At 73.1% G+C, this 12,256-nt stretch carries 11 protein-coding genes and 1 pseudogene; 5 read left to right on the top strand and 7 right to left on the bottom strand.

Annotated features, from left to right (window positions below):
* Window positions 1–232: 232 nt before the first annotated feature.
* The gene (gene panB / locus P2H44_RS21465) at window positions 233–1,087 is read left to right on the top strand and encodes a 3-methyl-2-oxobutanoate hydroxymethyltransferase (RefSeq protein ID WP_275766960.1); all 855 of its coding nucleotides are present in this window, start codon (window positions 233–235) and stop codon (window positions 1,085–1,087) included.
* A complete protein-coding gene (gene panC, locus P2H44_RS21460; RefSeq protein ID WP_275766959.1) occupies window positions 1,084–1,953 on the top strand; it encodes a pantoate--beta-alanine ligase in 870 nt (289 codons plus the stop codon). The genes panB and panC overlap by 4 nt, the downstream gene beginning before the upstream one ends.
* 5 nt (window positions 1,954–1,958) lie before the next feature.
* Here panC and P2H44_RS21455 read toward each other — a convergent pair whose 3' ends face one another.
* Complete coding sequence (locus P2H44_RS21455; RefSeq protein WP_275766958.1) at window positions 1,959–2,894, bottom strand: endonuclease/exonuclease/phosphatase family protein; 936 nt, start codon at window positions 2,892–2,894, stop codon at window positions 1,959–1,961.
* 160 nt (window positions 2,895–3,054) lie between these two features.
* Here P2H44_RS21455 and P2H44_RS21450 point away from each other — a divergent pair, with 160 nt between their 5' ends.
* Window positions 3,055–3,651 (top strand): rhodanese-like domain-containing protein, encoded by a 597-nt coding sequence (locus P2H44_RS21450; RefSeq protein ID WP_275766956.1) that lies wholly within the window; start codon window positions 3,055–3,057, stop codon window positions 3,649–3,651.
* Window positions 3,652–3,671: 20 nt separating this feature from the next.
* On the opposite strand, the gene P2H44_RS21445 is transcribed toward P2H44_RS21450, so the two are convergent.
* The 4 genes from P2H44_RS21445 to P2H44_RS21430 are packed head-to-tail and all read right to left on the bottom strand — an operon-like array spanning window position 3,672 to window position 7,513.
* Complete coding sequence (locus tag P2H44_RS21445) at window positions 3,672–3,923, bottom strand: MoaD/ThiS family protein (protein ID WP_275766954.1); 252 nt, start codon at window positions 3,921–3,923, stop codon at window positions 3,672–3,674.
* 7 nt (window positions 3,924–3,930) lie between these two features.
* The gene (locus P2H44_RS21440; protein ID WP_275766952.1) at window positions 3,931–6,171 is read right to left on the bottom strand and encodes a xanthine dehydrogenase family protein molybdopterin-binding subunit; all 2,241 of its coding nucleotides are present in this window, start codon (window positions 6,169–6,171) and stop codon (window positions 3,931–3,933) included.
* Window positions 6,171–6,650 carry a (2Fe-2S)-binding protein gene (locus P2H44_RS21435; RefSeq protein ID WP_275766950.1) on the bottom strand — a complete coding sequence of 160 codons (480 nt, stop codon included), beginning with the start codon at window positions 6,648–6,650 and terminating at the stop codon, window positions 6,171–6,173. The genes P2H44_RS21440 and P2H44_RS21435 overlap by 1 nt, the downstream gene beginning before the upstream one ends.
* On the bottom strand, window positions 6,647–7,513 hold the full coding sequence (locus P2H44_RS21430; protein WP_275766948.1) for an FAD binding domain-containing protein: 867 nt from the start codon (window positions 7,511–7,513) through the stop codon (window positions 6,647–6,649). The genes P2H44_RS21435 and P2H44_RS21430 overlap by 4 nt, the downstream gene beginning before the upstream one ends.
* 372 nt (window positions 7,514–7,885) lie before the next feature.
* On the opposite strand from P2H44_RS21430, the gene P2H44_RS21425 reads away from it, so the two are divergent.
* Both P2H44_RS21425 and P2H44_RS21420 read left to right on the top strand, forming a co-directional pair.
* Window positions 7,886–8,614 carry a TetR/AcrR family transcriptional regulator gene (locus P2H44_RS21425; RefSeq protein ID WP_275766946.1) on the top strand — a complete coding sequence of 243 codons (729 nt, stop codon included), beginning with the start codon at window positions 7,886–7,888 and terminating at the stop codon, window positions 8,612–8,614.
* 32 nt (window positions 8,615–8,646) lie between these two features.
* Window positions 8,647–9,738 (top strand): Zn-dependent alcohol dehydrogenase, encoded by a 1,092-nt coding sequence (locus P2H44_RS21420; protein WP_275766944.1) that lies wholly within the window; start codon window positions 8,647–8,649, stop codon window positions 9,736–9,738.
* Window positions 9,739–9,819: 81 nt separating this feature from the next.
* On the opposite strand, the gene P2H44_RS21415 is transcribed toward P2H44_RS21420, so the two are convergent.
* Window positions 9,820–10,209: an alkyl sulfatase C-terminal domain-containing protein gene (locus P2H44_RS21415; protein WP_275767308.1), complete on the bottom strand. Its 390-nt coding sequence runs from the start codon at window positions 10,207–10,209 to the stop codon at window positions 9,820–9,822.
* A 39-nt stretch (window positions 10,210–10,248) separates the two neighbouring features.
* Window positions 10,249–11,463 (bottom strand): annotated as a pseudogene (locus P2H44_RS21410) (alkyl/aryl-sulfatase); the annotation flags it as partial.
* Window positions 11,464–12,256 lie beyond the last annotated feature (793 nt).

Genomic DNA, 12,256 nt, shown 5'->3' with positions numbered 1-12,256 from the left:
AATCGCGGCCTCCGCCCAGAAGAGGCGGGGCCGCGAATCGAAATTCGGGAGCGTGCAAATGAATATTCCCAACCCCGCCCGATGACGCTCAGGTAAACCCGCTTCCGTCGATTAAATTCGCCCCGCCATTGCTGAGCGAATACTGAACCGCGCCCCTTTTCCACTTTGCTTTCCGCCGCCCCTGTGTCAGGCAAGCCCGCCATCGCGAACGCGGCAACGGGAGGAGCGGACGATGAGCGCGACAGGACGGGGCGGCGCGCCGACCCCCATGGACATCCAGGCGCGCAAGGGCGGCGCGCCGCTGGTCTGCCTGACCGCCTACACCACCCCGGTCGCCAGGGTGATCGACGCCGAATGCGACCTGGCGCTGGTGGGCGACAGCGTCGGCATGGTGCTGCACGGCCTGCCCTCGACGCTGGGCGTGACGATGGAGATGATGATCCTGCACGGTCAGGCGGTGCGCCGGGGCCTGTCGCGCGCGCTGATGGTCGTGGACATGCCCTTCGGCAGCTACGAGGAAGGGCCCCAACAGGCCTTCCGCAACGCCGCCCGCCTGATGTCCGAGACGGGATGCGAGGCCGTGAAGCTCGAGGGCGGGGTGGCGATGGCCGAGACCATCCGCTTCCTCGTCGCCCGCGGCATCCCGGTGATGGGCCATGTCGGCCTGACGCCCCAGTCGGTGAACGCGCTGGGCGGCTACGCGGTGCAGGGCAAGGGCGCGGACGCCGCCCGGGTGATGCGCGACGCCCATGCCGCGGCCGAGGCCGGCGCCTTCGCCGTGGTGCTGGAGAAGATCCCCGACCCGCTCGCCCGCCGCGTCACCGACGAGATCGCGGTCCCCACCGTGGGCATCGGCGCCTCGCCCGCCTGCGACGGCCAGATCCTGGTGGTGGACGACATGCTGGGCCTGTTCGCGGACTTCAAGCCGAAGTTCGTCAAGCGCTACGCCGAGCTTGAGGCGGCCGCCCGCGAGGCCGTCGCGGCCTATGCCGAGGACGTGCGCGCCCGCCGCTTCCCCGGCCCCGAGCACCTGTTCGGCGCGGCCGACCCCGCCTCGGCCGCCAAAACGGAGCCCGCCTCGCGATGAGCGTGCAGATCGTCAGAACCGTCGCCGACCTTCGCGCCCGGGTCGCCGCCTGGCGGGCCGAGGGCGCGCGCGTCGCCGTCGTGCCCACGATGGGCGCGCTGCACGAGGGGCACCTGAGCCTGGTGCGCGCCGGCCAGGCCCGGGCCGAGCGGGTGATCGTCACGCTCTTCGTGAACCCCCGCCAGTTCAACAGCCCCGCCGACCTCGCCGCCTATCCGCGCACCGAGGAGGCCGACGCCCGCAAGCTCGGCGCGCTCGACGGGGGCGCGGACGGGCGGATCGTGCTGTTCGCGCCGGACGGGGACGAGATGTATCCCCCCGGCTTCGCGACCGGCGTCACGGTGTCGGGCGTCAGCGAGGGGCTGTGCGGCGCGGGGCGCCCCGGCCATTTCGACGGCGTGGCGACGGTGGTGGGCAAGCTGCTGCTGATCGCGGGCGCGGACGTCGCGATGTTCGGGGAGAAGGATTTCCAGCAGCTGCAGGTGGTGCGCCGCCTGGCGCTGGACCTCAACATCCCGACCGAGATCGTCGGCTGCCCCACGGTTCGGGAGGCGGACGGTCTGGCGCTGTCCTCGCGCAACGTGCGCCTGACGCCCGGGGATCGCGCCCGCTCCGCCGCCCTGCCCCAGGCCCTGATCGCCGCCGCCCGCCGGCTCGAGGCGGGGGAGCCGACCGGCACGGTGCTGGCGGCGGCGCAGGCCGGGATCCTCGCCGCCGGCTTCGACCGGGTGGAATACCTGGAGCTGCGGGCCGAGGCGGACCTCGCCCCCCTCGCGGCGGCCGAGCGGCCCGCGCGCCTGCTGGTCGCGGCCTGGCTGGGGGACGTGCGCCTGATCGACAACGTGCCCGTGGCGCCCGCGGGCTAGGCCCCTCACAGGCCCGGCAGGTCGATCGTCACGGCGGCGTGGTCGCTGGCGTGGGGGCGGTGCAGGCCGACCCCGCGCAGGCGGGGGCCGGCGTAGCGCTCAGCCTCCCGCCCCAGACCGCAGCGCAGGATCCGCGGCGTCGCCTCCGGCCAGGCCTTCGCGAGCGCGGGGGAGGCGAGCATCGCGTCGGGGCGGATGTAGCCGCCCGCGCCGGGCAGGCGGCAGGTCCAGCGCTCGTCCTCCGGCAGGCGGGCCAGCAGGTCGACCGCGAACCCGCCGAGCAGGGGCGCCGCCGCGGGGCCATGCCCCGGCGGCGAGCGGCGCGGCGCGTTCAGGTCGCCCAGGATCATCCACAGGGCCGCCTCGGGGCGCGGAAACCGACGCTCGACGATCCGGCGGATCGCGCGGGCCTCCAGCCGCTGCACCCGCCAGGCGGCCTCCGGGTCCGGGTAGGGGGCCTTGAGGTGGCACACGAACAGGGTCGGTCCGTCCAGCTCCAGCTCGAGGCAGTCGCGGCGGAAGATCCGGTCGTGCGGGCCGACCCCGGGGATGGGGTCGAGGCCCAGGCTCCCGGGCGTCGCGGCCGCGTGGCTCTCGACCCGCCGGAACGGGCGGCGGCTGATCGCGGCCACGTCCTCTCCGCGGCCGTCGTTTCCCGGCAGGCAGACCCGGTGCGGCCAGGGCCGGGCGCCGGCGGGCAGCAGCCAGGCGTCGTGGAAGTGATCCAGCGCGGCCTGGTCGAACACCTCCTGCAGGGCGGCGACGTCGGGGTCGGCGCGGGCCAGCACCTCCGCCGTCAGCCGACGGTCGAGCGGGTCCAGCGCCATCGCCTCCGCGCCGATATCGGCGGACAGGTCGCCGTCGCGCGCGCCGTCGAGCCGCGGCGCGCCGTCCACGTGGCGCAGCCTCAGGTTCTGGAGATTGAAGGTCGCGATGCGCATCCCGTCCCCGCCCGTCTCGCCCCGGCCCGTCTTTCCCCGGACCGTCCCGCCCCGGCGTCGCGGCGCTGGCGCCCGCGGGCTTCCTGATACATTATCGTATTCAATATTGAATCAAAGCGCCCGGGGCTCCGACCGCCCACGCGGCGCGGAGGAGGATACCATGCGCCATCTCGTTTCCGCCCTCGCCCTGATCCTCGCCGCCGGCGCGGCGCAGGCCGAGCCCGTGGGCATCACCCGCGACTTGATGAGCGTCGAGATCCCCGGCCCCGACGGGCCCGTCGCGATCTCCCGCATCCAGGACAACGCCGCGGTGATCGAGGGCGAGTTCGCCCGCATCGCCCGCCCCTGCCCCAACTTCTGCATCCAGCCGATGATCCCCGCCGAGGGCGTGACCCCCATCGGGGAGCTGGAGCTGCTGGCCTTCCTGCAGGACCCCGACGTGGTCGTCGTCGACGGCCGCGTGCGCCCCGACTTCGAGACCGGCGCGATCCCCGGCGCGATCAATGTGCCCTACACCGAGGCCGCCGACCGGTTGGGCGAGTTCGGCTGCGAGCCGGACTTCGACGGCTGGATCTGCGAGGGCGAGGCGGTGAAGTCGGTCGCGCTCTACTGCAACGGGCCGTGGTGCGGCCAGTCCCCCACCGCCGCGCGCCGCATGATCGAGGCGGGCTTCCCCGCCGAGAAGATCTTCTACTACCGCGCCGGGATGCAGGGCTGGCGGATGCTGGGCCTGACGGTGACCGCGCCCGCGAACTGAGCGGAAGGGAGAGGGCGGCCTCAGCCGCCCTTCATCCGTTGCAGCAGGAAGATCTCGTTCTCGGGCGAGAGCGGCTTGCCGCGCCCGCCGTTGATGATCTCCCCGTCCACGGCGACCGAGACGCCGGCGTCGAAGACGGGGCCGAGGCCCGGGTAGGCCTCGACCAGCGCGTCGAGCATCTCGCCGATGGTCGAGGCCTCGACCTCGACCACCTCGGCGCCGTCGGTCAGGCGGCGAAGGCCCGCCCAGAGATTGACCGTGACCTTCGCCATGCCGTCCTCAGACCTCCTTCAGCGCGGCGAGCACCTTGGGCGGCGACATCGGCAGGCTGCGCAGCCGGGCGCCGGTGGCCGCGTGGATGGCGTTCGCGATGGCGGGCAGCGGCGGGGTGATGCCCGTCTCGCCCACGCCGCGCACGCCGTAGGGGTGGCCGGGGTTGGGCACCTCGACGATGACCGTGTCGATCATCGGCAGGTCCGAGGCCACGGGCACGCGGTAGTCGAGGAACACCGGGTTCTGCAACCGGCCGTCCTCGCCGTAGATGTAGGCCTCGTTCAGCGCCCAGCCGATGCCCTGCGCGGCGCCGCCCTGGTACTGGCCCTCGACGTAGGAGGGGTGGATGGCCCGGCCCGCGTCCTGCACCACCAGGTAGCGCAGGATGGTGACGCGCCCGGTCTCGGGGTCCACCTCGAGGTCGACGACATGGGCGCCGAAGCTGGCGCCGACGCCGCCCGGCACGCCCTGCTCGTGGCCCGAGATCGGACCGCCGGTCGAGCCCATGGTCGCGCCGATCTCGGCGATGGTCATCGGCTCGAACTTGCCGGCGTTGTCGCCCGCGGGGCGCGCCGCTCCCTCGGACCACTCGACCGCCTCGGGCTCGATCCCCCATTCCTTCGCGGCGCGTTTGCACATCTCGGCGATGGCCTGCTTGGTGGCCCCGACCGCGGCCTTGCCCGAGGCGAAGGTGGCGCGGCTGCCGTGGGTGGGCTCGTTCACGCCCAGCGCCCCGGTCTCCACCACGTTCACGCGCACGTTCTCGTAGGGGATGCCCAGCGTCTCGGCGACCATCAGGCCGATCGAGGCGCGGCTGCCGCCGATGTCGGGCGTGCCGACCGAGACCTGCACGGTCCCGTCCTCGGAGATCGCCATCGAGACCGAGGTCTCGCCGCCGTGGTTGAACCAGTAGCCGGCGGCGATGCCGCGGCCCTGGTTGGGGCCGAGCGGGGCCTGGAGGTTGGGGTGGGCCTGCAGGGCCTCCAGCGTCTCGACCAGCCCGATGGAGCCGAACTTGGGCCCGTAGGAGGCCTTGTCCCCCTCGCGCACCGCGTTCTTCAGCCGGGTCTCGATGGGGTCGAGCTTCAGCTCGCGGCACATCTCGTCCACCAGGCTCTCGACCGCGAAGGCGGCCATGGGCGAGCCGGGGGCGCGATAGGCCGCGCACTTGGGCCGGTTGGCCAGCACGTCGTAGCCGATGTGCTGGACCGCGGGCAGCTTGTAGGAGGCGAAGGCGCAGTAGAGCGCCATGTCCACCGGCGCGCCGGGGAAGGCGCCGCCCTGCATGCGGAACTCGGCCCTCGCGGCGGTGATCGTGCCGTCCTTCCGCATGCCGATCTTCACGTCCATCGAGGCCGACGCGGTCGGGCCCGTGGCGCGCAGCACCTCGGCGCGGCTCATCACCATCTTCACCGGACGCCCGCCCGCCTTGCGGCTGAGCGCCAGCGGCAGCGGCTCCATGAAGATCGTGGTCTTGCCGCCGAAGCCGCCGCCGATCTCGGACGGCGTCACGCGCAGCTGCGCTGCCTCCACGCCCAGCACCGCGGCGCACATCTTGCGGATGTACCACTGGCCCTGGGTGCAGACCCACATCTCGCCCTTGCCGTCGGCGCCCATCTGGCCCAGCGCGGCATGGGGCTCGATGTAGCCCTGGTGGGTGGCCTCGGTCTTGTAGGATTTCTCCATGACCAGGTCGGCCTCGGCGAAGCCCGCGTCCACGTCGCCGTGGCCGAACTCCATGTACTTCACCACGTTGGGGTGAAGCCCCTCGGGCACCGTCGGGTCGGCCGAGCCGGGACGGATCTCGGGCGCGCCGGGGGCCATGGCGGCGTCCACGTCGGTGACATGGGGCAGGACCTCGTACTCGACCTCGACCAGGCGCGCGGCCTTCTCGGCCAGCAGCTTGGAGGTCGCGGCGACCGCGGCCACGGCATGGCCGTCGTAGAGGGCCTTCTCGCCCGCCAGGGTGTTCTCCTGCAGGTAGAAGTCCTCGCCGGTCAGGCCGGTGGGCAGGTCGGCGCGGGTGACCACGGCCTTCACCCCGTCCAGCGCCAGCGCCTTGGAGGCGTCGATCCTGAGGATCTTCGCGTGGGCGTGGGGCGAGCGGACCACCGCCCCCCACAGCATCCCGGGCGCGGACATGTCCGCGCCGTAGCGCGCGCGCCCGGTCACCTTGTCCAGCCCGTCGGGGCGGTCGGGGCGGGTTCCGATCAGCTTGTAGACGCTGGCGACATCATCTCTGGGCATCACGCGGCCTCCCGCATCTCGGCGGCCGCGTCCATGACGGCGCGCACGATCTTGTCGTAACCGGTGCAGCGGCAGAGGTTGCCGGCGAGCCAGTAGCGGACCTCGGTCTCGGTCGGGGCGGGGTTGCTCTCCAGCAGCGACTTGGCCGCCACCAGGATCCCCGGGGTGCAGAAGCCGCACTGGAGCGCGGCATGCTCGATGAACTTGCGCTGCAGCGGGTGCAGGCCGCTGTCGCCGGCCATGCCCTCGATCGTCTCGATCGTCTTGCCCTGCGCCTCGACGCCGAGCACGAGGCACGAGCAGACCAGCGTGCCGTCGAGCGTGACCGAGCAGGCCCCGCAGTCGCCGGTGCCGCAGCCCTCTTTCGAGCCGGTCAGGTCGAGGTGGTCGCGCAGGCAGTCGAGCAGCGTCTCCTGCGGATCGGCGAGGAATTCCATCTCGTCGCCGTTCACGGTGGTGGTGACGTGGATCTTGCTCATTTCGCGGCCTCCATGGCGCGGTCGTAGGCGATGCGGGCGGCGCGGCGGGCGAGCACGCCGGCGACCTCGGTGCGGAATTCGACCGTCCCGCGCTTGTCGTCGATGGGGGAGCAGGCGGCGCGAGCCGCGGCGTCGAGCGCCGAGAGCGCCGCGTCGTCGAGCGTCGTGCCCACGATGGCCTCCGCCGCCGCGGGCGCCAGCGCGATCTTCGGCCCCACGGCGCCCAGCGCCACGCGGGCCGAGGCGATCTTGTCGCCCTCCAGCGTCAGGTTCACCGCGCAGCCGACCACGGCGATGTCCATCTCGGTGCGCGGGATGAAGCGCAGGTAGGCGTCGCCGCCCGCCTTGCCGCGCGGCGGCAGGATTACGGCCGCGACCACCTCGCCGGGCTTCAGCGTGGTCTTGCCGGGGCCGGCGGGGATGTCCTCGACCGCGACGGTGCGCGTCCCCCCGGGGCCCACGATCTCGACCGAGGCGCCGGCGGCGACCAGGCCGGGGACCGAGTCCGCGGCGGGCGAGCCGTTGCACAGGTTGCCCACCAGCGTGGCGCGGCCCTGGATCTGGGTGGAGCCGACCAGCTCCATCCCCTCGACCACGCCCGGCCAGTCGGCGACCAGCTCGGCGTTCGCGCCCAGCTTCGCGCCCGAGACGGCGACGCCGATCCGCCAGCCGCCGTCCGCGGTCCGCGCGGCGTCGTGGACGCCGGGGATCTTCTTCACGTCGATGATGTCGTCGGGCAGCACCGCGCCGGCGCGCATCTGCACCAGAACGTCGGTGCCCCCCGCCAGGAAGCGGGTCACGCCCTGCGCCGCGGCGGCGATCCGGGCCGCGTCTTCGAAGGTTTCTGGACTGTGGTAGCGCATGTCGTCTCCCCGGCCGCTTCGGGCGCGGGAGACGCGCCCGGGGTCGTCGATCTGAGGGAGGCGCGCAGGCCGTCGCGCCCCGTCGGTGGTCCTGCGTCGGCCCGAGGCTCCCCCCGCCGGCTCGACCGTGACCGCGCCCGAGGGGCGCGCGCGGTGTCTCCGGGCGTGAGGACCGTGACAGGAGGCCTGGTCCTTGGCTGCCGCGGGGCCATCTTCGCCATCCTGACGGGGAACTCAACCGTCTCATGCCGTGGAGAGGATCTGACGTGGGCGCCGAACGTGGCCCACGACGGGCGCCGGCCGCCCTCCAGGGGGATTTCCCGGATGACGCGCGCGCATTAAGCTGGCCGAGCGACTGTCAGGGACGAGGCGATGAGCGCGACCGACGCCGAAGACCGCGCCCCCAGCGCGCGGGAGAAGATCCTGGAGACGGCCGAGCGGCTGTTCGCCCTGCACGGCATCGACGCGGTGTCGATCCGGCGGATCAACGCCGCCGCCGGCCAGAAGAACGGCTCGGCCGTGCATTACCACTTCGGCTCGCGCGACGGGCTGCTCGAGGCGATCTTCGCCCTGCGCATCGGCGTGCGCGACCAGCGCCGGCTCGAACTGCTGGACGCGCTGAAGGAGGACGCCCGCGACCGCCTGCCCGAGGTGCGCGGCATCGCCGACGCCATGGTCCGCCCGATGTTCGAGGGTCTGGGCCTGGGCGCGGTCACCTACCACCGGCGCTTCTGCAAGCAGGTCCACATGCGCCACGAACTGGTCGACCGCCTGCTGGCGCGGCGCCACGACCTGGGCCTGCGCGAATGCTTCCGCCTGCTGCGCTGGCGGCGCGCCGAGGTTCCGACGCCGGTGATCTATCACCGCTATCTCCACGCCAACGCGCTGGCCGTCGACGCCGCCGCCAATCTCGAGGAGCGGATCGACCTCGACCCCGCCTCGCTGACCGAGCAGCGGATCGCCCTGCACGTGGAATGCTGCGTGGACTCGATCGCCGCGATCTTCGAGGCCCCCGTCTCCGGGCGGGCCGCGGGCCTGCTGGGCGACCCCGAGACCGCCTCCCCGACGCTGGAGCGCTGGCGCGCCCGCTCGGTGATGTGACCCAAGGACAACGACGCAGGGAGAACGCGGACATGAAAGCGGCGGTGCTGACGGAGATCGGCCAGGAGCTGGAGCTCCTGGACCTCGAGCAGGACGGGCCCGGAGCGGGCGAAATCCGGGTGAAGGTCGAGGCCGCGGGCCTGTGCATGAGCGACTGGCACGTGATGATCGGCGACTGGCCCGCCGCCCTGCCCCTCGTGCTCGGCCACGAGGCCGCGGGCGTGGTCGAGGAGGTGGGCCCCGACGTGACCCGGGTCGCGAAGGGCGACCGGGTGATCTTCTCCTTCACCCCGAACTGCGGCCACTGCCCCAGCTGCCAGTCCGGCGTGCCCGCCCGCTGCAACGGCCACCGCTCTCCGGTCGACGCCACGCCCGCGGGGCGCAAGCCGCTGAAGCTGAACGGGGAGGCGGTGGGGCAGCTGTCGCGCATCGGCACCTTCGCCGAATACGTGGTCTGCTCGGAGGAGCAGGCGATCCGGGTGCCCGAGGCGATGCCCTTCGGTCCCGCGGCGCTGATCGGCTGCTCGGTCGCCACGGGCGTGGGCGCGGTGACCCGGCACGCCAAGGTTCCCGCCGGCGCCACGGTCGCCGTTATCGGCTGCGGCGGCGTGGGGCTGAACATCGTGCAGGGCGCGCGGCTGGCCGGGGCGAAGACGATCATCGCCGTCGACCTGCTGGACGCGAAGCTGGAGATGGCGAAGGCCTTCGGCGCGACCCACACGATCAACGGCGCGACCGAGAAGGTCTCCGCCGCGGTGCGCGAGATCGTGCGCGGCCCCGGCGTCGACTTCGCCTTCGACGCGCTGGGCGCGCAGGCCACGACCGAGCAGGCGATCTCGATCGTCGGTCCCGGCGGACAGGCGGTGCTGGTGGGCATTCCCGCGATCAAGGTGCAGGCCGGCTTCTCGCCCTTCCAGCTCGTGTTCGGGGAGAAGAAGATCTCCGGCTGCTTCTACGGCTCGGTGCGCCCGGCGCTGGACTTCCCGGTGCTGTGCGACCTCTACATGCAGGGCAAGCTGGACCTCGACCGCCTGATCTCGAAGGAGATCACGCTCGACGGGATCAACGCGGGCTTCGCGGACATGCGCTCGGGCGGGGTCGCGCGCTCGGTGATCCGCTTCTGAGGCGGCCGCGCAGCTGACCGGCGCCGGGGGCCGCGCGGCCCCCGGTCTCGTCTGCGGCCCGGATCCCGGGACGCTGCGGGATCAGAGATCCCAGCCCGGCTTGGGCTCCACCACCGCGAAGATCGGGGCCGGCGCCTCGATCCAGCCGAGCAGGCGGCGCAGGGCCGCGAGGTCCCCCTCCACCTGCACCGCGCCCGCCTCGATCGCCTCCTCCAGGGCGCGCTCGCCCGAGACGGCGGCGGCCAGCGCCTCCTTGGCGAGGGTCAGGGTGGCGACGGCCGAGGGGTCGCCGCGCCCCGCCACCCAGGTCAGGGCGCCATGCTCGAGGTTCAGGACCCAGTCCTGCCCGAGGTCGGTGAAGCGGACGGTGAAGGCCATGCGCTCGCGCTGCGCCGCCAGCCCGTCCAGCCGCACGCCCAGCACGCCGAAGAGCTGGTCGGGCGACAGCGCGCGCGCCGTCTGCGGGCTGATCGCCGAGCGGATCTTCAGGGGCGGCGGCCCCTGCCGCAGCTCCAGCGCGCCGTTGAGATAGGCGTTGCGCCAGGTGGCGGCCTCGCAGCCGTAGCCGAGCTGTTCGTAGACGTCGGCCAGCAGGGCGCGCGCCTAGGCGCAGTCGGGCTCGGCGAAGACGGCGCGGCTGAGGACCTCCGCCGCCCAGCGGTATTCGCCGGCCTCGACGTCCTTCCGCGCCCGCGTCAGCACCGCCTCCATGCCGCCCATGTACTCGATCATCTTGCGCCCGCCCGCCTGCGGCGGCAGCGGGTCGAGATGGGCGGGGACCGCGTCGTACCAGCCCAGGTAGTGCTGGTAGATGGCCTTGGCGTTGTGCCGGATCGCGCCGTAGTAGCCGCGCGCATGCCAGGCCGCCTCGATCGCGTCGGGCAGGCGGATCGTCTCGGCGATCTCCTGCGGGGTCAGGCCGAGGTTCATCAGCCGCACCGTCTGGTCATGGGTGAACTTGTAGAGGTCGCGCTGGATCCGGAGGTAGGCGCGCACCTGCGCGTTGCCCCAGGTGGGCCAGTGGTGCTGGCCGACCAGCGCCTCGACCTCGCCGCCCCACATCTCCAGCGCCTCGTTGATGTAGCCCGCCCAGTCGAGCGTGTTGCGCACCGCCGAGCCGCGGAAGGGCAGCAGGTTGTGGAAGTTGTGGGTGGCGTTCTCGGCGAGGTTCAGGAGCTTCAGCGCAGGCGCCCAGATGTGCATCTCGGCCGGGGCCTCGGTCTCGGGCGCCATCTGGAAATGCAGCTCCACGCCGTCGATGACGCGCACGTCGCCGGTCGCCAGGATCAGGTCGTTGGGCGGAACCAGCCCCCAGGTCCCCACGGCCATCGCCTTGCCCAGGCCGTTGTCGACATGCCCCAGCGGGCCGGGCTTGAGGACCTGGCCGAACTGGAACAGCGCCCGGCGCAGCATCGCGCCGCCCGCCGTCACGTTCTCGGCCACCGCTTCCTCGAGGAAGCGGTCGGGGGCGATGACCGGGACGCGGCCCGCCGCGGCGTCGGCCGGATCGACCAGCGCCTCGGCCCCGCCCCAGTGGTCGGTGTGGGTGTGGGTGTAGATCACCCCCGTCACCGGCCGCTCGCCCCGATGCGCGCGGTAGAGCGCGATGGCCGCCGCCGCGGTCTGGCGCGTGGTCAGCGCGTCGATGACGATCACGCCGGTCTCGCCCTCGATCAGCGTCATGTTCGCGAGGTCGAGGCCCCGCACCTGGTAGACGCCGGGCATCACCTCGAACAGCCCGTGGATCGCGTTCAGCCGCGCCTGCCGCCAGAGGCTGGGGTTCACGCTCTCGGGCGCGCGCGGGTCGTCGAGGAAGGCGTAGGCGCGCATGTCCCAGGCGGGCCGCCGGCCCGCGCCGGGCACGACGCCGTCGGGCACGGTCCCCAGGAAGCCGCGGCGCGCGTCCTCGAAATCCTGGCCGTCGTCGGGCGGCAGGGCGAAGCCGGCGTTGGCGGCGCGCACGGGCGCGGCGGCGGCTTTGGGCTGCTCCTGCGGCAGGCGGCTCGCGGCCTCTTGGGACATGGTCGTCTCCTCCCTCGCGCGGGGCCGAGCCGCGCCGGCGCCGACCTTGCCGGCCGGTTCGATCCACTCTCGTGACGTTCGGCGGACGCCAGGGCGCACGCCGGAACGAGACGCGCACCAGAATTTTGATGCAGTCTCATTACATCTGTGGAAGCGGCTTTCAAAGCGGTTTCCCCCGCCGCTGCGCCGCCGCGCGAAGGCGACACGGCCCCCGTCCCCGGCCGGGGCGGGGTTGCAAGGCGGCGTCGAAGGCCGTAGCGGTTCGGCGTGGCTCGCCAGTTCCGCGGGGCCCGCATCCGCCGACCGCAGGCAAAGGGATGCGCGCCGCCGCCCAGCCAGCGGCTTCGCTCCCCCCATGGATGGACGCGCGCCTCAGGCAGATGGGCTATCGACACCAGTTCACCGGCAGGACCCAGGGCATCCGCCCCACCGCGCCCCTGCGCTGGCGCGGGCTCGACGGCGGCCTCGGCGCCTTCTGGCAGGCCGAGGGCGACAG

The organism is Albimonas marina (genome assembly GCF_029223255.1).
GTDB lineage: Bacteria > Pseudomonadota > Alphaproteobacteria > Rhodobacterales > Rhodobacteraceae > Albimonas.
The sequence above is the reverse complement of the archived record's forward strand: the minus strand, read 5'-3'. Positions and strand labels throughout refer to the sequence as shown.